16 protein-coding genes are annotated in these 19,112 nt (G+C 72.5%); 10 read left to right on the top strand and 6 right to left on the bottom strand.

The features are described 5' to 3' along the window. Nucleotides 1-23: 23 nt before the first annotated feature. Nucleotides 24-533: a hypothetical protein gene (locus ACRAKI_RS16475; protein WP_447007968.1), complete on the bottom strand. Its 510-nt coding sequence runs from the start codon at nt 531-533 to the stop codon at nt 24-26. Further along, the gene (locus ACRAKI_RS16470) at nt 523-2,094 is read right to left on the bottom strand and encodes an FAD-dependent monooxygenase (RefSeq protein ID WP_447007967.1); all 1,572 of its coding nucleotides are present in this window, start codon (nt 2,092-2,094) and stop codon (nt 523-525) included. Before ACRAKI_RS16470 ends, ACRAKI_RS16475 begins: the two co-directional genes overlap by 11 nt. Before the next feature lie 65 nt (nt 2,095-2,159). Between ACRAKI_RS16470 and ACRAKI_RS16465 the strand changes: the two genes are divergently transcribed. Genes ACRAKI_RS16465 through ACRAKI_RS16455 form a run of 3 tightly spaced genes read left to right on the top strand, consistent with a single transcriptional unit; the run spans nt 2,160 to nt 4,659 of the window. Further along, nucleotides 2,160-3,167: an ABC transporter substrate-binding protein gene (locus tag ACRAKI_RS16465; RefSeq protein ID WP_447007966.1), complete on the top strand. Its 1,008-nt coding sequence runs from the start codon at nt 2,160-2,162 to the stop codon at nt 3,165-3,167. Then, entirely contained in the window at nt 3,164-3,910 is a 747-nt protein-coding gene (locus ACRAKI_RS16460; protein WP_447007965.1) for an ABC transporter ATP-binding protein, read from the top strand. The genes ACRAKI_RS16465 and ACRAKI_RS16460 overlap by 4 nt, the downstream gene beginning before the upstream one ends. After that, entirely contained in the window at nt 3,907-4,659 is a 753-nt protein-coding gene (locus tag ACRAKI_RS16455; protein WP_447007964.1) for an ABC transporter permease, read from the top strand. Before ACRAKI_RS16460 ends, ACRAKI_RS16455 begins: the two co-directional genes overlap by 4 nt. A gap of 118 nt (nt 4,660-4,777) precedes the next feature. Here ACRAKI_RS16455 and ACRAKI_RS16450 read toward each other — a convergent pair whose 3' ends face one another. Further along, nucleotides 4,778-6,379, bottom strand: coding sequence for a hypothetical protein (locus ACRAKI_RS16450; RefSeq protein ID WP_447007963.1), 1,602 nt, complete (start codon nt 6,377-6,379; stop codon nt 4,778-4,780). Nucleotides 6,380-6,934: 555 nt separating this feature from the next. Here ACRAKI_RS16450 and ACRAKI_RS16445 point away from each other — a divergent pair. Continuing rightward, nucleotides 6,935-8,191 carry a pectate lyase gene (locus ACRAKI_RS16445; protein WP_447007962.1) on the top strand — a complete coding sequence of 419 codons (1,257 nt, stop codon included), beginning with the start codon at nt 6,935-6,937 and terminating at the stop codon, nt 8,189-8,191. Here the strand turns inward: ACRAKI_RS16445 and ACRAKI_RS16440 are convergent. Beyond that, nucleotides 8,178-9,170, bottom strand: coding sequence for a glycosyltransferase (locus tag ACRAKI_RS16440; RefSeq protein WP_447007961.1), 993 nt, complete (start codon nt 9,168-9,170; stop codon nt 8,178-8,180). The two genes, ACRAKI_RS16445 and ACRAKI_RS16440, sit on opposite strands and share 14 nt — an antisense overlap. 89 nt (nt 9,171-9,259) lie before the next feature. Beyond that, entirely contained in the window at nt 9,260-10,012 is a 753-nt protein-coding gene (locus ACRAKI_RS16435; RefSeq protein WP_447007960.1) for an AfsR/SARP family transcriptional regulator, read from the bottom strand. A 285-nt stretch (nt 10,013-10,297) separates the two neighbouring features. Here ACRAKI_RS16435 and ACRAKI_RS16430 point away from each other — a divergent pair, with 285 nt between their 5' ends. Together ACRAKI_RS16430 and ACRAKI_RS16425 are read left to right on the top strand one after the other, a co-directional pair. Then, nucleotides 10,298-10,666: a hypothetical protein gene (locus ACRAKI_RS16430; RefSeq protein WP_447007959.1), complete on the top strand. Its 369-nt coding sequence runs from the start codon at nt 10,298-10,300 to the stop codon at nt 10,664-10,666. Then, nucleotides 10,663-10,830, top strand: coding sequence for a hypothetical protein (locus ACRAKI_RS16425; RefSeq protein ID WP_447007958.1), 168 nt, complete (start codon nt 10,663-10,665; stop codon nt 10,828-10,830). The genes ACRAKI_RS16430 and ACRAKI_RS16425 overlap by 4 nt, the downstream gene beginning before the upstream one ends. Nucleotides 10,831-10,941: 111 nt before the next feature. Here the strand turns inward: ACRAKI_RS16425 and ACRAKI_RS16420 are convergent, their stop codons facing one another. Further along, nucleotides 10,942-12,228: a COG1470 family protein gene (locus tag ACRAKI_RS16420; RefSeq protein ID WP_447007957.1), complete on the bottom strand. Its 1,287-nt coding sequence runs from the start codon at nt 12,226-12,228 to the stop codon at nt 10,942-10,944. A gap of 172 nt (nt 12,229-12,400) precedes the next feature. On the opposite strand from ACRAKI_RS16420, the gene ACRAKI_RS16415 reads away from it, so the two are divergent. The 4 genes from ACRAKI_RS16415 to ACRAKI_RS16400 all read left to right on the top strand — a co-directional run bounded on the left by ACRAKI_RS16415 (nt 12,401) and on the right by ACRAKI_RS16400 (nt 19,095). Beyond that, the gene (locus ACRAKI_RS16415) at nt 12,401-13,021 is read left to right on the top strand and encodes a response regulator transcription factor (RefSeq protein ID WP_447007956.1); all 621 of its coding nucleotides are present in this window, start codon (nt 12,401-12,403) and stop codon (nt 13,019-13,021) included. 188 nt (nt 13,022-13,209) lie between these two features. Beyond that, nucleotides 13,210-16,260: a hypothetical protein gene (locus ACRAKI_RS16410; protein WP_447007955.1), complete on the top strand. Its 3,051-nt coding sequence runs from the start codon at nt 13,210-13,212 to the stop codon at nt 16,258-16,260. A 16-nt stretch (nt 16,261-16,276) separates the two neighbouring features. Next, entirely contained in the window at nt 16,277-16,945 is a 669-nt protein-coding gene (locus ACRAKI_RS16405; RefSeq protein ID WP_447007954.1) for a DUF4255 domain-containing protein, read from the top strand. Then, nucleotides 16,942-19,095, top strand: coding sequence for an ATP-binding protein (locus tag ACRAKI_RS16400; protein ID WP_447007953.1), 2,154 nt, complete (start codon nt 16,942-16,944; stop codon nt 19,093-19,095). The genes ACRAKI_RS16405 and ACRAKI_RS16400 overlap by 4 nt, the downstream gene beginning before the upstream one ends. Nucleotides 19,096-19,112: the final 17 nt, after the last annotated feature.

Raw genomic sequence — 19,112 nt, 5'->3', positions numbered from 1 at the left:
CGGCGGTCGCCGCACAGCCGCTCTCAGCGCACGTGCGGCCCCCGCAGATCCATCCCAGAACCGTCCCCGGTGACGGTCCACACGCCGACGTGATCGTGCAGCAGCACCGGCACCCGCCCGTCGGGCAGCGGTTCGACCGGCGCGCCCCGGACGCTGCGCGCGCCCGGCCCGATGTCCAACGACTCGGCGCGGTGCTCACCGAGTTCCTTGAGCTCCACCAGCCGGTTGCGGTAGGAGGACTTCCCGATGTTCGTGAGCCGGTGCACGGGCGACACCGGCCGGTACACCGCGCCTCCCCGGTACTCGGAGAGGAACCGGGGTTCGCTGCCGTCCAGCCAGTCCATCCGGCCTTCCGACCCGGCCGTGCTCAGCACCACGTACGGGTTGTGGTGCAGGTGCCACGGATGGGTCTCCCCCGGTTCGAGCGCGACGTCCCACACCCGGACCAGCGGGCCGTCGTGCAGCACGACCTGCCCGACGTCCACCAGGACGACCTCCTCGCCCGAGGGCGAGACCACGACGTCACCCCTCACAGCGCACCTCCTGCCGATACCGGTCCTGCACGTGCCGCCAGGAGTCGGCGGTCCACGGCTCGACGTGGGCGATGTGCGCGTCGGGGCGCAGCAGGACCACGACATCGCCGAGCCCGAAGCGGGTGCGAACCGTCTCGCCCGGGTCGAAGTACGCCCGATCCCGCAGGCCCGAGTCGTGCGGGGCGTCCCACCGGCTCACCACCACCTGCCGCAGGCCGGCGGGGTCGCGGGTGGGAATCGGCGGCCGGCGGCGCGCGTCGGTGAGGTGCAGGGCGACGAACGAGTCCCGGCACAGCTCGTGGAGGTGAACCGGCCCGTGCGTCCCGAACACCCGCAGGTCGGGAACCCGCTCACCCACCCGAACGGGGGTAGGGGTAGCCGTGTCGCGCACCATCGACCAGCCGCCGGCGACGTTCAGCCGCACCCCGAGCAGCGTGCGGGTCATCGCGTCGCCCCAACCGCCCGCGCCCATTCCGGTGGTCGAGCCGAGGCGCCGGTCCATGACCGCGCGGGCCGCCTCCGCCATCTCGCCCGAACCGTGGACGGCCACGGGCGCCTGCTCGGTCTCGTAGCCGCGGAGCAGGTCTTCGCTCGCCCACCCGCGGCGCACCCACGCGATCCGCCACGGGAGGTTGGACGCGTCGAGGACGCCGGTGTTCAGGCCCAGCGCCCACATCGGGGTGATCAGGTGCGCGGCGTCGCCCAGCAAGAACACCCGGCCCCGTTGCCACGACGTCGCCACCCGGTGGTGCACGGTGTAGGTGTTGCTGCCGAGGACCTCGACCTCGTCCACGTCGCCGATGAGGTGGCGCGCCTTGTCCCGCAGCTCGTCGGACGTCGGCTCGGGGCGGCCGGGCGCGAGCGGGAAGACGAACCGCCAGCAGTGCGGCTGCCGCACGAGGACCACCCATTCCTCGCGGTCGCCGAAGTAGGCCAGGTACGGGTAGTCGCGCGGATTGCCGACGTCGAGGTCGCACACGAGGTCGACCAGCACGTAGCGCTGCTCCAGCGTGTACCCGCCGACCTCGATGCCGAGCCGTTCCCGCACGGTGGACCGGCCGCCGTCGCAGGCCAGCACGTGACTCGCCTCCACCGCGACAGGCCCTTCGGGCGTGGACAGGTGCAGCGTCACACCACCCGCGTGCTGCTCGAAGTCGTCCAGCCGGTGCCGCATCCGCAACGACCCCGGCGCACGGCGTTCCAGCACGTCGGCGAGCACCGGTTCCAGTTCGTGCTGGGGGATGTTGATGACGAACGGGAACCGGGTCTCCCCGGCCAGCGCCGAGGTCAGGACGCTCCCGGTGGACACGCCGGTGGCGCGGTCAAGCTCGCCGATCTCGTCGATGCGCAGGCTCGCCCCGAGCACCGGGCCGAGCGCGTCGTACCGGTCCAGCACTTCAACCGTCCGGGTGAGGATCGTGCCGGCCTTGGTATCGGCGGACAGGTCGGAGCCGGCCTCGAAAACCACCACGGGCACGCCGTGGGACACCAGGCCGAGCGCGGTGATCAGCCCGATCGGGCCGCCCCCGATGACCGCCACCGGCGGAGTGGTCGTGTTCATCGTCCCCTCCCAGGCTCTATGTTCAGGTGTTCGGGGATGACACGGGTGGTGTCAGGGGAGGCATCATGAAATCTCTATCGGCAGTCTTGCTCGTGATCGCGGTGGCCGCCACCGGCTGCGGCGGATCGGACGACGGTTCGGACAACGGTTCCGCAGGCCGGGACGAGGTTTCCTACCTGACGTCGTTCAGCACCTTCGGGCGTGACGCCTACGCCTACGTCGCCTTGGAGAAGGGGTACTTCGCCGAAGCGGGTCTCGACGTCACGATCACTCCCGGCACGGGGAGCGTCGACGTGCTCAAGCTGGTTTCCAGTGGTCGAGCGGACTTCGGCGTCGCCGACTTCACCGCCACGGCGATCACGGTGGCGAAGGAGGAGCTGCCGGTGACCGCGGTCGCGGCGATCCACCAGCGGTCCCTCGCCGCGATCGTCTCGTTGGAGGGCAACGGCATCTCCGAACCGGCCGACCTGGTCGGGAAGAAGATCGGCGACCAGCCGGGTTCGACCAACCAGGTGATGTTCCCCGTCTACGCCAAAGCCGCCGGCATCGACCCCGCCCAGGTCGAGTTCGTCCCGTCGCCCCCGCCCGCCCTGCCTCAGCTGCTGGCGGCCGGCCAGGTGGACGGCATCGGGCAGTTCGTGGTCGGCACACCGCTGATCGAGGCGGCGGTGAAGGGCAGGAAGGTGGTCGTGCTGCCGTACGGCGACCTGGTGCCCGACCTGTACGGCAACGCGCTCGTCACGTCGAAGGAGCTCGCCAACCACAACGCCGAGCGCGTGCGCCGGTTCACGGGCGCGCTGCTCAAGGGCCTCGCGTACTCGATCGAGCACCCCGACGAGCTCGGCCGGATCCTGCGGAAGCACCAGCCGACCCAGGACGCCGGTGTGGCCGGCGCCGAGGTCGCGCTGATGGGGCCGTACGTCAAGCCGTCCGGTTTCAGCGGCCCGCTGGGCGAGCTGACCGAGGCGAGGGTCGAGAAGATCATTGGCACCCTCGTCGACGCCGGGGCGATTCCCGCCGGAGCGGTGACGTCCGGCGACGTCGTCTCCTTCGGGCTGGTGCCGAAGCCGTGATCACCCTGCACCAGGTCGCCAAGACCTTCGACGGCCGCGCCGGTGCGGTCCGCGCGTTGGCCGGTGTCGACCTGGAGGTGGGCGCGCACGAGTTCGTCGCGGTGATCGGGCGGTCCGGCTGCGGCAAGTCGACGTTGTTGCGGCTCGTCGCGGGTCTGCTGGCGCCGACGGAGGGGCGGATCGTGGTGGCGGGCGAGCCGGTGACCGAGCCGCGCCGCGACGTCTCGTTCATGTTCCAGCGCCCGGCGTTGCTGCCGTGGCGGTCGGTGCTGTCCAACGTGCTGCTGCCGATCGAGGTCTTCGGCTCGGACAGGCGGTCGGGCCGGGACCGGGCGCACCGGCTGCTGGACCTCGTCGGGCTGGGCGGGTTCGGGGAACGGCTGCCGCACGAGCTGTCCGGTGGGATGCAGCAACGCGTGTCGCTGTGCCGGTCGCTGATCCAGAGCCCGAAGGTGATGCTCATGGACGAGCCGTTCTCGGCGTTGGACGCGTTGACGCGCACGGAGCTTTCCGAGGAGCTGCAACGCGTGCAGATGGAGTTGCCCAGGGCGGTCCTGTTCGTCACGCATTCGATCGAGGAGGCCGTCGTGCTCGCCGACCGGATCGTGGTGCTCAGCCCGCGGCCCGGCCGGGTCCACCGGGTCGTCGACGTCGCCGCGCCCCGGCCGCGCGCGCTCGGGCGGGCCGACCTGGACCAGGTGAGCCGTGAGCTGCGCGTGCTGCTGGGCGAGGTGACGGCGTGACCGCCGTGTTGCCGGTGCTGGGGTTGTTGGCGATCATCGGCCTCTGGTGGCTGGCCACGATCGTCTTCGGGATCGAGTCGTTCCTCGTGCCGTCGCCCGCCGACGTCGTGTCGTCGTTCTTCGAGCTGCCGGGTTACTTGCTGGAGCAGACCCTGGTGACCCTGTGGGAGACGGTCCTCGGCTTCCTGCTGTCCATTGTGGTCGGTGTGCCGCTCGCGCTGCTCATCGTCGGCTCGAAGGTGTTGGAGCGGATGTTCTACCCGTTGCTGGTCGCCCTGAACGCCGTGCCGAAGGTGGCCATCGCACCGATCTTCGTGGTGTGGTTCGGGTTCGGCATCGAGTCGAAGGTGCTGCTGATCGTGCTGGTGTGCGTCTTCCCCGTCGTCATCTCGACCACGGCCGGTATGAGATCCACACCCCACGAGCTGGTCGAGCTGTTCCGCTCGCTGGACGCCACGCGCCGGCAGGAGTTCTTCAAGCTGAGGTTCCCGCACGCGCTGCCCCAGGTCTTCGTCGGGCTGAAGGTGGCGATCTCACTGGCGGTCATCGGTGCGGTGATCGCAGAGTTCATCGGCGCCCGCGCCGGCCTCGGTTATGTCATCTCGCAGTCCGGTGCGAGTGCCGACACCTCGCTGGCTTTCGCGGCGATGTCCTTGCTCGCGATCATGAGCATCACGCTCTTCTACGGGCTTGCTCACGTCGAGCGGAAGGCGCTGCCGTGGGCCGAGGAGCACCGGGACGTGACTTAGCTCGGGTTCCGAGCCGTTCGGTGAGCGGGGCGTTCGAGCAGTTCGGCCGGCCACGTCCGCTGCTCGGCGGTATCCGGAACCGCGGAGGAGATCACCGCGACCAACGCACACCTGCCGCTCACCGGGTCAAGCCCAGGTGGAAGCGCAGGAGGCGCGTCCGGTCGGGGCCGAGGATGGCCTCGGTGCCGGTGAGCAGCGCGGCCAGCTCGTCGGCGCGTGACGCCTGGGGGTAGGAGTACGTCGCTGCGGCTTCGCGTGCCAGCCAGTTGGTCAGGTCGGTCCGGGCGTCGGCGCGGATGGCGGGTAGGGGATCGTCGACGAGCCGGAGGTCGGCGCTGATCCTCGCCCACGTGCCGTGCGCTCGGAGGAGGCCGTAGGCAGCCATTCGGACGTGGTGCGGCTGTGACTGGTCGAGCAACAGCCGCAGGGAGTGCTCGTCCAACGTGTCCGCTTGGCCGCGCAGTGACAGCATCACCTGTCGTGTCACCGAGGAGACCGGGTCGGTGAGCAACGGCAGGAGCAGGTGCGGTGACGTGCAACCGTGCCGCCGCAGTGCCCGGACCACTTCGGCCCGACCGCGTGACGTGGGGTGGTCCAGCCATGGCTTGAGCAGATCGGCGTCGGAGCGCATCCCGGTCTCACCGAGGCCGGCGATCACCGAGGGGTCGGGTGGCTGCTGCGCGGCGAGCAGTGCCCGGTACCGGGTGGCAGGGTCCGTGCCGGCACGGCGAACGATGGCCTGGGCGGTCGCGCGCACGAGTGCGCTGCGGTCGGTCAACGCCTCGGTGGCCGGGCCGACCTCACCCACGACTCCCAGCGCGCGCACGGCTTCGGCGCGTACCGCGGCTGCTCCGCCGGCGAGCAGCCGGCGCGGGACCTCACGGTCGCCGACGGCCTGCGCGGCGCGGATGGCGGCTTCCGCGCACATGATCCGGATCGGCAGGTCGCTGTCGGTCGTCGCCGCACGCCACAGCTGGTCGGCGTCGAGCCGACCCGCGTTCAGGCCGATGACGTGCGCGGCTCGCCTGGTGCGCCAGTCCTCGGCCGCCACTGCGGCGGACATGGCTTCCGGCGGGCCGTCGCGGAGCAGGTCGTGCACGGCGTCGGCGAGCCACCCACCCTCCTGCCGTGCGCGCAGGGCGAGGGCGACCGGTGCCAGGGTCGTGATCGACTCGGCCGGCTTGTGGTCGAGGTACCACCGACAAGCCGAGCGGGCACGGTCGCGGACTTCGGGCACCCAGTCCGCCGCACGGAGGGCCAGCGTCGGCAGCACGACCCTCTCGTCCAGTTCGGAGATCGCGGCCACGGCCGCCTCCCGCACGAAGCCGTCCGGGTGGCACGCAGCGAGCAGCAGGTCCCACGGCCCGGATCGACCCTGGGCAAGACGGCGGGCGACGGTCACGGTCCACCGAGGCGCACGCCACGGGCTCCGCCGAGCGGAGACGTCCAGCACGAGCCACATCCGCGGACTCGCCGCGACCAGAGCGCGTGCGGTGCGCGCGACCAGGTCGGCGTCCCCGCAGCGGCTGACCGCGAGCAGCATCGACGCGAGGTCGTCGGCGGCATCGACCCGGCCACTCGCCGCACCGTCGATGGCGTGGTCGATGTCCTCCGGAGCCGGCGGTGTGGAGGGCAAGTCCTCCGGCGGGCTCCCGGCACCCGACAACCGATCGAGACGCCCGCGCAGTCGCCCGATCACCAGGTCGCTGAAAACTCGCACAGCTTCCCCTCCGTCGACGGCGACGCGGACGCCTGACCGTGGCACGCCTCCCACCATCCTCCCGCTAGCGGCACCTGCGGGCACGCGGTTTTCCGGCCGCGTCGCCGAACATGATGGCACCGTAGGGCACCACTGCGGCTGAGAAGGCCGCTCCACGAAGAGGTAGAACGGTGGTCCACGGGTCGTTCGCAGTTCCGGGGAATGGCGACTACGGCAGTTCGCGCGCATTGGTGCACACCACTCGGCGGTGCGGCGGATGGTCCATGTGAGCGCTAACGACCAGATCGCCGCTGAACACGTCCGCATCGCTCGTCAAGATGATGAGGTGTGGTTACTCCTCGTGTCCAAGCTTGTGAGCGCTCTCAACCTGTAAGTCGCTCTTCGCGACGGTCAACCCTCGGGCACCCGGTTGACCGACGTTCCAGGCAGACCTACGCTCCGGTGGAAAGCGCTATCCCCCTCATTCGCGAGTGAACCGCCGCCACCCGTTCACGTCCCTGAATCGCCGGGTCGGACCAACGGCCCGGAGTGCTCCCTGCGGATCGGAGAGTCGCAATGTCGCTACTCGCAAGACGGGCCCCACGCGTACGCAGGTGGCGTGCCGCGCTGGTCACCCTCACCTCCACGGCGCTGGTCGCGACCGGCGCCGTCGTCGCGGTCACGCCGGCGCAGGCCGCCACCGTGGACACCAACGCCTGGTACGTGCTGGTGAACCGGCACAGCGGCAAGGCGATGGACGTCCACAACCTGTCCACCGCAGACGGTGGCGCGATCGTGCAGTGGCCGCGCAACGACGGCGCGTGGCAGCAGTGGCAGTTCGTCAGCTCCGGCTCCGGCTACTACCGGCTCAAGTCCCGGCACAGCGGCAAGGTGCTCGACCTGTTCGAGTGGAACGCCGAAGGCGGCGCCCAGGTCGTGCAGTGGACGGACCTGAACGCGACCAATCAGCAGTTCCGGCTGGCCGACTCCGACGGTGGGCACGTCCGGCTGCTCAACCGCCACAGCGGCAAGGCCCTGGAGGCGTGGGAGTGGTCCACCGCCGACGGCGCCCGCATCTCGCAGTGGGACGACCTGGGTGGCGCCAACCAGCAGTGGCAGATGGTGAAGGTCGGCACCGGCGGCACGCCCGGTGGCGGTGACGGCAGCGGCCCGTGGCCCGGCGACACCGGCAGCGTGCACCAGACCACCACCCGCAACGTCGGCACCTACTTCGACGGCGGCATGAAGCGCTACTACGGCATCGGCGACGGCGGCCAGGGCGAAGGCCAGGACCCCATGTTCGTCGTCGCCAACGGCGGCACCATCCAGAACCTCCTCATCGACGCCCCCGCCGGCGACGGCATCCACTGCGAAGGCTCCTGCACCATCCGCAACGTCTGGTGGAACGACGTCGGCGAGGACGCGGCGACGTTCAAGTCCTCCAGCTCCTCCGCCACCTACCTCGTCGACGGCGGCGGTGCCAAGTCCGGCACCGACAAGGTCTTCCAGCACAACGGCGCCGGCACCGTCACCATCCGCAACTTCCAGGTCCACGGCTCCGGCAAGCTCTACCGCGCCTGCGGCAACTGCTCCACGTCGTACCAGCGGCACGTCGTCATGGACGGCGTCACCGCCCGCAGCACCAAGGTGCTCGCCGGCATCAACACCAACTGGGGCGACACCGCCCGCTTTTCCCGCATCACCGTCTACGGCAGCACCGTCATCTGCGAGAAGTACCAAGGCGTCCCCAAGGGCTCCGAACCGAAGAAGATCGGCGAAGGCGCGGACGGCAGGAACTGCTTCTACTCACCGTCCGACATCACCCAGCGCTAGCTTCGGCGTGGTCCGGCAGGCTGCGGGCCACGTCATCCGGTGAAGGCATGTGGGCGATCTCCTCGGCGATCGCACGGGCCGCGTCACGGTGGCCTTGGCGTTGTGACAGAGCGCGGACGCTGTCGGCGACGGCGTCCGCGCTCAGCTCGTCGGCGAGGAGGCGCAGACCGGCGCCGGCGGCGGTGATCGCGTCGGCGTTGGCGAACTGGTCGGCGCCCTGGGGCAGGACCAACTGCGGTGCGCCGACCGCGAGCGCGCCGAGGGTGGTGCCGCTGCCGCCGTGGTGGACGACCACGGCGGCGTGCGGCAACAGGTCCGCCTGCGGCACCCACGGCCGCGCGGTGACGTTGTGCGGCAGGTCGCCCAGCTCCTCCGGGCGGACGCGGCCGGTGGCGACCACCACGTGCGCGTCCAGGGTCGCCAAGCCCTTGATGACCGTGGTCAGCAGGTCCGCGGTGCCGAACGCCGTGCCCAGCGTCAAGTAGACCACCGGCTCGTCCCACGTGGGAAGCGGGCCGGGTTCCGAGTACGGGACGGGGCGCAGCGCGATCCGGTCTTCCGTGGCGAGGAAGTCCTTGTCCTGCAACGAAGGCGGGCAGATGTCGACGTGCGGGCGTCCCGGGACGGCCTTCGTGGGCGATTCGAGGCCGATGCCCTCGGGGAACATGCGGCCGAAACCGTGCCAGAGAGCGGGGATCCCGGCCCGCCGCGCGGCGACGGCCGCTCCCGGCACGCCCCATTCGTGCACCACGAGGTCGGGTTCGAGCCTGGCCAGCTCCGGTTCCAGGTCTTCGGCGTAGATCTCGTAGAACGAGTCGGCGGGGCGGAAGGGCCGCAGTCCGTTCGCGGCCAGTGGCGCGTGCACCCCCTCCCCCACGGCGAAGTGCACCTCGTGCCCGGCCTCACGGGCCGCGATCGCGAGCGGGATCAGTGGGTAGGTGTGGCCCACCGAGGCGAGGGCGGCGAACAGTACGCGCATGCCGGCGAATCTACTGGCGACGCAGTCAGGAGGACGCCCACAGGTCGACCGGCACCACGGCTGCGGTTCGCCGACGACCTCCGTTCGGGTCAGCAGGCCCTGGCCGCGCGCCGGGGCGAGAGTTCGGCGAGGACGATCCGGTGGGCGTCGCGCAGTGCCGAGCCCGGTTCGATGCCCTGGTGCTCGATCAGCGCCCGCCGCGCGTTCCGGAACACCTCCAGCGCCTCGCCGTCCCGACCGGCGCGGTGGAGGGCCAGCATCAGCAGCGCCCTCAACGACTCGTGCCACGGGTGCTCCACCAGCAGCGCGGTCACCTCGGCGACCACCTCGGCGTGCTGCCCCGACTCCAGCGCGGCACGGCAGCGCAGCTCCAGCGCGCTCAACCGCAACTCTCCCAGCCGCCGCCGCTCCTGCTCGGCGAACGGGCCGGACGCCCCCGAGTACGCGGCCCCCTTCCACAGGCCCAGCGCGGCGTCCACCGCGGCACGGGCACCGCTCCAGTCGTCCGCCGCCAGCAGCCGCTGTGCCTCGACGCGCCCGCGTTCGAAGACCTCCGCGTCGAGCGCCGCCTCGGCCAGCCGCAGCAGGTAGCCGCCGTTCCGCGACACCAACGCCTCCCGCGCCGACCCCAGAGCCCTGCGCAGCCCCGATACGTACGTGTGCAGGCTCCCGACGGCACCCATCGGCGGCTCGTCGCCCCACACGCCGTCGACCAGCTCGTCGCGCGACACTACCTGGTTAGCCCGACCGGCCAGCAACGCGAACACCGTCCGCCGGCGGGTCGGCCCCAGCGCCGGCTCGACCTCCCCCAGCCAGGCCCGCACCGGCCCCAGCACGCTCACCCTCAGCTCCTCAGAGCACATCCGCACCCCCTTGGTCAGGAGGGGCACGCGCAGCCACCCGCACCGGTTCAGATCCCGTCGCACACCACCCGTTCGCCGTAGTCCGGTTCACGGGACGCCCCGGCGTCCGGAATGCGGGTGGGTACGGACGGGCAGACCTGGCCCGCCGGTCTTCCGACGCACCCGGTCCCCGTGATGGGCTCAAGCCGGCCCCCTGCCGCACGACGGACGGGGGTCCCGGAGGACCGGTACCGGCCCCGGTGCCGGTACGGAGGTGCGAAGGCGATGTGGTCCGAAGAGGACGGCGGTCGCGTGGCGGATGGTTCGACGCGCGAGAGGTTCGCGGGCGACCTGTTCCTCGACCTGGCGGCCAAGGGCTGGCTCGTGGTGCGGCCGGACGAGGCCGAACGGGTCATCGCCGAGTTGGAGCGGACCCTGGAGGTCGTCCGGTCGCGCACGCATCGGATCGCGGTGTCGCGGCGGCTGCGGGACGCGGCGGGCGACGACATGGACCCGGACGTGGACCGGCTCGTGGTGGACGCGGTGTTCGCCGAGCAGATCACGTCGGGTTCGTGGGAGCGCGCGCTGGTCGAGCTGCCGAAGTACATCGAGGCGTTCCGGATGGCGGCCCGCAACGCGCCGCGTGAGCCGTGAGGCCGGCACCCGGCGGGCTCACGTCCTGCGACCTGCGCCTGGAACTGGCGACGGCCGTGGAAGACCTCCGCCACTACCGCGAGCGCCAGGACGACGCCACGGTGGAGCTGGTGCTCGCCTGGATCGACACCCTGCTCGACGAGTGGAACCGCCGCGCCCGGTGACACCCCTGGCACGAGTTCAGCCGGCCCGAACTCAGCCGGTACAAGTCCCACCGACGCGAATCCGCCGCGCACCCACGGGAACGAGTGCGCGGCGTCGCGGCTGGGACGGGTTCAGGGGACGATGTCGCCCAGTTCGCCGCTGACGTTGAGCAGTTGCGCGCAGCCCGGGGCCTGCCTGCCGCTCGCGGGGGTGCCTGGCCGGGCGCAGTCGACCGTCGCGGTCACGGTGCCGCTCTGCGGGACGTCGATCGGCGTCACCCAGTGGTAGTCCTGGTTGCGGAACGTCTCCAGCGCGATCGTGGTGATCGTGCGCTCGCCGAACGCGATGGTCAGCACGCCCTCGTCACCCTGGTGGTTGGCCAGCACGATGTCGGTGATGTGGAAGACCTTGCCCGGCGGCACGACGTACGTCCCGGTCGCCTGCTGACCGGCGTTCGTGCGGACCTCGATGGTGCCGGAGTGCTGTTCACGTCCACCGGACGTGCCGCGACCCTGCCCCTGCCCTTGGCCCTGTCCCTGTCCCTGGCCTTGCCCTTGGCCCTGCTCACCGCCGGGCGGCGGCTCCGGCGCGACGCCGGCCTCCTCGACCGGCACCTGCGGCGCGGCGGCCCGCACGATCTCCGCGGCACGGTCGTCGGCGGCTTCACGTGCCGCGCTGAGCACCGCCGGGCGCACCAGCAGCAGCCACGCCAGCAGGAGCATCGCCAGCGCGCCGAGCACCGACAGCAGCCACTTGGACAGGACCGGCAGCTGCACCAGTTCACCGGCCAGCTCGTGCTCGTGCCGCTCCTCCGCCGCCAGGGCCACCGCGTCCAGCCGCACGGGCCACACCCGGGGCTTGCCGAACCACAGCAGCTTCGCCACCCGCACGCGCAGGTCCAGCTCGGCCCGCGCGCCGGGGTCCACAGTGGTCGGTGCGGTCGCCACCGTGTGCTTCAGGTGGTCGTCGGCTTCCGGCAACGCGGGCGTGACGGCGGTCGGCGTGTTGCCGTCGTTGTGCACCTCGACGCGGAAGCGCGCGCTGCGCCACGCACGACGACGCTTGGGGACCAGTCGGGCCCGTTGCTGCGCGAACGGTTCGACGATCACGGTCGTCTCGGCCACGACGGCCGTCCGCGGTCGTTCGACCGGCAGCACCCGCACCCCGAGCGGCACCTCGCCCGCGCGCACCTCGGGCGATCGCGGTGGCCGCAGCACGATCGCGACCTGCTCCGAGGTGCCGGGGTACAGCGACAGCCGTGCCGGTTCGACGGTGGTCCAGGGAGCGCACCCGCCCACCACCTCGAACTCGTACGCCTCGACGATATCGCTGTCGTTGCGCACCGTCATCGTCGTGCTGGTCTCCCGACCGGGCGTGACAACCACGGTGGGGAGACCGAACTCGGTCGTTGTGGTCACCCGACGAACGGTAGGCACGGCACACCGGGGACCGACAGGGAGAAAAGGGCACTGTACGGGCAATCCCGTGCACCGAAGTCCTCGCTCCCGTGCCCCCGCGACCCCTTGCCGCCCAGGATGGTCCCAACGAGGTCGCAGACCGTGCGGTCCGGCTAGTCCACAGGAGGGTCGCATGTCCAGGATTCCGGTGGCCGTGTACGCCGAAGACCCGGTGCTGAAGGCGGGGATCACGTACCAGCTGCGGCCCCGGCCCGAGGTCGAGGTGGTGGGACCGGACGACGAGCGGGCAGTCGTGTCGCTCGTGGTGGTGGACCAGGTGGACGACGCCGCGGCACAGGTGCTGCGGCGGTTGCGGCGGTCGTCCGCGACGCGCGTCGGCCTGGTGGTGGCGCACTTCGACCAGGACGCCCTCCAGACGACCATCGACTGCGGCGTGACGGCGGTGATCCGGCGGGCCGACGCCGACCAGGACCGGTTGGTGAGCGCGGTTTCCGCGCTGGCCAGAGGGGAAGCGGTGCTGCCCGGCGACCTGTTGGGCAAGCTGCTCGACCACGTCGGCCGGTTGCAGCGCGCCGTGCTGGACCCCAACGGCCCGTCGCTGTCCACGCTGACCGCGCGCGAGGCGGACATGCTGCGGCTGGTGTCCGAGGGCTTCGACACGGCCGAGATCGCCTCGAAGATGTCGTTCTCCGAGCGCACGGTGAAGAACGTCCTGCACGAGGTCACCACCCGGCTCCAGTTGCGCAACCGCGCGCACGCCGTCGGGTACGTGATGCGGCACGGCCTGATCTGACCGTCGGCACGAGCCCGAGTTGCCCGAACAGCCCGCAGTCGTGCCCCGACCGTGCCCGTCAGGACCTCCGTGGCACCCGGTGCGCCGGACGACGATTCAGGCACATGCCCAGACGTGCGTGTCACAGCAGTGCCTGCCCGGAACGTGCGTGTCCGGACGTGCACGCCCCCCAGACGGAGGTGGAACCCTTGTCGAACCGGCTGCCGACCCGGCCCCTCGCCCTGATCGGCGCGGTGGTGGCGCTGAGCGCCGCGGTCGTGGTGGTGGACGACGTCGCCACGTCGGTGTCGGCGTCGGTGCTCCAGGAGCAACCCGTGTCCGGCCGGATCGCCTACACCGGCACCGGCCACCGCAGCATCGGCGCGGTGACCGGTCCCGTGCCGGAGGAGTTGCGGCCCACCGAACCGCTGCTCGGCGTCGGACCCGCGCACCACGACGACCACGTCTCGGCGCGCGGCGGCCTGGTGGTGTTCACCAGCCTGCGTGACGGCCCGAAGCCGCAGGTGTACGTGCGAGCGGCCAACGGCTCGGTCCGCAGGCTCACGAACGGGGTCGACGCCGCCCACCCCCGGCTGTCACCGGATCTCCGCACAGTGGTGTTCGAGTCCCGTGACGGCGACCAGCGGGACCTGTGGCTGGTTGGCGTGGACGGCACCGGGTCGCGCCGGTTGACCGACACGCGGTCCGACGAGACGTGGCCGACGTTCTCCCCGGACGGCGCGAGCATCGCGTTCTCCGGTGACCGCGATGGCGCACGGGAGATCTACCGGATGCCGGTCGGCGGCGGTCGCGCCACGCGGCTCACCGACGAGCCGGACGGCGACGCGGGCGAACCGGACTGGAACCCGCGGGACGGCCGCATCGCCTACACCCTCGACGTCGGCGGCACCCCGCGGTTGCGCGTGCTCGACGGCGGTGACGTCGGCCTCCCGGTGCTCGGCGGTGACCAGGCCGGGTGGCGCGGCCGGTGGCCCGTCTGGAAGCCGGACGGCGCCGGGCTGCTGTTCCTCAGCACCGACCAGACGTGCTCGTGCCCGGCCGACCCGAACGTCGAGAAGGTGTACCAGGTCGACACCGGTCCCGGTCTGCCCGTCACGGTCGCGCCCGGCCTGCTGCTGGCGGAGGACCGCACGGTCACCTCGCCGACGTGGCTGGTGGACGGGCGCGGTGAGCACCTGGTGGTGGCGCGCACGACCGCCGGCACCCGCTCCACCGCGACGCTCCAGGACATCCGGCCGGACGGCTCGGACCCGCGCGACCTCGGCGTGGCGGTGCTCCGCGAGGACCCGGAGAGCGTCAACGACCCGAACCTGCTGTTCCGCCCCCGCGACGGCTTCGACCCGTGGACCCAGCGGCAGTCCTACTCCCCGGACGGCAGGACCATCGCGCTGAGCCGGTTCGAGGACGTCGACGGCAGGCGGGTGCAGCGGCTGTGGCTGGTCGACGCGGACGGCGGCGACGCGCGCCGGCTGCCGGTGGCCGACCGCGCGCCGGCGGACTGGGAGTTCGACGCCGTGTGGTCGCCGGACGGCCGGTTCCTGGCGTTCGCCCGCCGCGCGCCCGGTGGGGTGCGGCCGATCGGGGGCCCGAGCCGGATCGTGGTGGTGGAGGTCGCCACCGGCGCCGTGGTCGGGCGGCTGACGCCACCGCCGGCCGTCGCCGACCAGGAGGACACCCAGCCCGCGTGGTCGCCGGACGGCAGCACGCTGTCGTTCACCCGGGGTCGGGTCTTCGACGGCCCCGCGGCCGAGGTGCGGGACAACCACGTGTGGACCGCGCGCGCCGGGACGCTGGACCAGCAGCGGGACGTGTCGGCGGCGGTCTGCGGGTTCGACTGCGAGGTGACCGACGACAGCTCCGCGTTCAGCCCGGACGGCCGCACGCTGGCGTTCAACCGAGAGGCGGACGGCGTGTTGCTGGTGTCGTTGGCGGACGACGGGTGCCGCGTGCTCCTGCCCTCGGGGACGAACACCTGCGCCACCCCGCTGACCGCGCCGCCCTCGGGTCCGTTCCAGCCCAGGGACGTGTCGTTCTCCCCCGATGGCGACCGCGTCGTGCTGACCTCGCGCCGCGAGGGTGACCTGGTGTCACCGGAGGAGCTGGACGTCGTCGACCTGGGCACGGGCGAGGTCCAGCGGATCACGGCGGACCTGCCGGGCCGGCAGAAGGAGCCGACCTGGCAGCACTCGGTCGACCTGGCCGTCGAGGCCCCACCCGCCGCCCCGGACGCGGACGTCGGCGTGACGACCCCCGTGACGGTGACCGTCGTCAACCGCGGGCCGGCCGCGTCACCCGGCACCGCGCTGACCGTCGCCGTCCCTGAAGGCGTGCGGCTGGAGGGGTTGCGGCCCGCGCGCGGCTCGTGCGACGTGGCGGAGTTGCGGTGTGACCTCGGCGTGCTCGAACCAGGCGCGTCCGTGGAGGTCGTCGCGGAGGTCGTGGGTCTGGTGCCCGGACGCCGGAACGTCGCCTGGTCGGTGGCGGGCACGGTGCTCGACGTGCTGCCGTCCGACAACGCCTCCAGCACGGCGATCCCGGTGCGCGACCCGGTGACCGGTCCCCCGCCGCCCGCACCGCCACCTCCTGCCCCGCCGGCGGCCGGACCTTCGCTCGCCGTGGTGGTGCAACCCAACCCCTCCTACGTGGGCGGACGGGCGACGGTGGTCTACACGGTCCGCAACGGCGGTGGTGGCCTGGCCACGGGACTCCGGCTGGACTTCGCGCTCCCCGCGCAGGTGCCGGTGGCGACCCTGCCACCGGGGTGCGCCGCCGCCGGGTGTCCGCTGCCCGACCTGCCACCGGGAGCGTCGCAGGTGGTGCAGGTCGTGCTGGCGCCGACCGCGCCGCTTGAGACGACCGTGCGCGGCACGGTGCGGACGACCGGCACCGACGCCGACCCGGCGGACAACGTGGCCACCGCGCCGCTGCGCGTGCTGCTGCCCCGGATCGTCGCCGTGCCACCGATCGGTGAACCCGGTTTCGTCACGTCGGTGCGCGGCGTGGACTTCCCGCCCGGTGTACCGGTGCGGCTGACCTGGTCGCCCGGCATCACCGCGGCGGCCGCGCCGACGATCCCGCGTCCGGACGGCGGTTTCACCGCGCAGTTGCTCATCCTCGCCAAGGACCAGACCGGGCCTCGGACGATCACCGCCACGGGCCCTGGCTTCCGGTGCGACCCCACCCCGTTCCTGGTCGTGCCGGGCACCGTCGGACCGCCCGGCATGGTCCGGCGCAGGTGACTCCCAGGAGGGTGCAGTGATCCACGAGGTGGACGAGGGGATCCGGAGGATGCTCGAAGCCGGTGGCGTGCCCGGCGGTGGTGGTGACCTCGCGTTCGAGGCGCCCACCACCGACTGGACGGCACGGCGCAACGCCCCGACCGTCAACGTGTTCCTCTACGACATCCGCGAGGACGAGTCCCGGCGCAGCACCGGCAACCTGGAGGTGTTCGAGCGGGACGAGCTCGTCGCGCACCGCGGACCGCCACGGTGGTTCCGGCTGTCGTACCTGGTCACGGCGTGGACGAACCGCCCGCAGGACGAGCACCGGCTGCTGTCGCAGGCGCTGACGTGCCTGGCGGGCCACGGCCGGCTGGCGTCGGAATGGCTCACCGGGTCGTTGGCGGACCTGGACTTGACGGTCCTGCTGGAGTGCGGCGGACCGGTGTCGGAGGGCCGTGCGGCGACCGACATCTGGTCAGCGCTCGGCGGCCGGCTCAAACCGGCGATCAACGTGGTGGTGACCGCGCCGGTGGCCGGCGCGCTGACCCCGCTCGCCCCACCCGCGGACGGCGGCCTGGTCCTGGTCGGCGCGCCGGAGGACGAGGACCGCAGGCTTCGCTACGACGACACGGCAGACGGCGGCTTCGCCCCGGTCCGGCAGAGGCCAGCGGACCGACGCCGACGTGGAGGTCCGATCCGATGACGGCGACGGCGATCCCGACCGGCACGCCCGACCTGGCCTACCTGTGGGCGAGGCTGGGCGCGGTCGAGTGGCGGGTGCGCCAGGCGGTGGCGGCGCGGGCGGAGGGCGATCCGACGCCGCACGACCCGCACCGGGGGCTGTACCTGACCGCCGACGCGGTGCGGCGCATCCTCGACGGCCGCCGGGAGCCGCTCGCGCCACCGGACGCCGATCCGGACCTCGACGTGCTCGCCGCGGCGGTGGCCGATCCCGGTCCCCGGCTGCCGGCGCTGGCCCGCCGGTTCGGCCTGGAGCCGGTGGACGTCGAGTTCCTGCTGGTCGCCCTGGCGCCGGACGTCGACGCCCGGTTCGAACGGCTCTACGGCTACCTCAACGACGACGTGACGCGCCGCCGGGCGACCGTGGGGCTGGCGCTGGAGTTGTGCGGGCTGCCCGCGGCCGGGGCGGGGCGGTTCCGGTTCTCCGCGTCCGCGCCGCTGGTCGGGAGTGGCCTGTTGGAGGTCCGGGACGGCGACCTGCCGACGTTGTCGCGGGCGTTGCGCGTGCCGGACCGGGTCGTCGCCCACCTGCTCGGCGACGACCAGCCCGACCCGGTGATCGGCAACACGGCTCGCGTGGTGCCGGCGGACCGTGTGCCGGAGTCACCGCACGGCCGGCGGATCGGCGACGCTCGGGACTCGCCTCCCCCGGAGTCACCGCCGGCCCGGCGGGTGGGCGACAACCCGGTCCCGTCGTCGCCGCTCGCCCGGCGGATCGGTGACGCCCTGGACGCGGGCATCCGGGCGGTCCACCTGCGTGACGCGGACGGCGACGCGGCCAGGGTCGCGGTGGAGGCCCTGGCCGCCACCGGTCGTGACGCCGTGGTGCTGGACGTCCCGGCGGTGGCCGACCGGGCGGAACCCCCGCTCGCGGCGGCGGTCCGCGAAGCCCGGTTGCGCGGCGCGGGGCTGGTGTTCGGTCCGCTGGAACCGTTGCTGCCCGGGAAAGTCGGACTGATCCGCGACCTCACCGCGTTGGCGGGTGACGTGCCCCTGTTCCTCCACAGCAGGCGGCACTGGGACCCGCAGTGGACGACGCGCCCGGTCGTGTCGGTGCCCGTCCCGGCGTCGAGCGCGGACCAGCGGGCCGAGCGGTGGTCGCGGGCGCTGGCCGACGCCACCGGCACGGCGGCCGATCCGGCGGTGGTGCGCGACCTGGCCGGGTACCGGCTCGGCACGGACGAGGTGGACCGCGCGGTGTCGGTCGCGGCCCGGCTGGCCGTGCTGGACGACCGGCCGGTCGGGTTGGCGCACGTCCGGGCCGGGGTGCGGGCGCAGAACGGTGCCGGGCTGGAGCGGTTGGCCCGGCGGATCACGCCCGCCGTGGACTGGGACGACCTGGTGCTGCCCGAGCCGACCCGGCAGCAGCTGGACGAGCTGGTGATGCGCGCGCGGCACCGTGAACGGGTGCTGGGCGAGTGGCGGATGCGTCCCGGCGGCGGTCGGGGACGCGGGGTGGTGGCGTTGTTCGCCGGCGAGTCCGGCACGGGCAAGACCATGTCCGCCGAGGTCGTGGCCGGCGCGATCGGCATGGACCTCTACGTGGTGGACCTGTCGTCGGTGGTGGACAAGTACATCGGCGAGACGGAGAAGAACCTGGAACGGATCTTCACCGAGGCCGCCGGCGTGCACGGCGTGCTGCTGTTCGACGAGGCGGACGCCGTGTTCGGCAAGCGGTCGGAGGTCAAGGACGCGCGCGACAAGCACGCCAACATGGAATCGGCGTACCTGTTGCAGCGGGTGGAGTCCTTCGACGGGATCGCCGTCCTCACCACCAACCTCCGGTCCAACGTGGACGAGGCGTTCACCCGGCGGATCGACGTGATCGCCGACTTCCCGGTGCCCGGCGCCACCCAGCGGCTCGCGTTGTGGGACCGCTGCCTCGGCTCGCGGCTGCCCCGGGCGGACGACCTGGACCTGGCGTTCTGCGCCGAGCGGTTCGAGCTGGCCGGCGGGTCGATCCGGGCGTGCGTGGTGACCGCGGCCTACCTCGCCGCAGCCGCCGAGCGGCCGTTGCGGATGGCCGACGTGATGGCCGCCGTCCACCAGGAGTACCGCAAGCTGGGCCGGCTCGTGCTGCCCGGCGAGTTCGGGTCGTGGCTGGACACCTGAGTCACGGGAAGAGCGCC

The organism is Saccharothrix isguenensis (assembly GCF_052936305.1).
The sequence above is the reverse complement of the archived record's forward strand: the minus strand, read 5'-3'. Positions and strand labels throughout refer to the sequence as shown.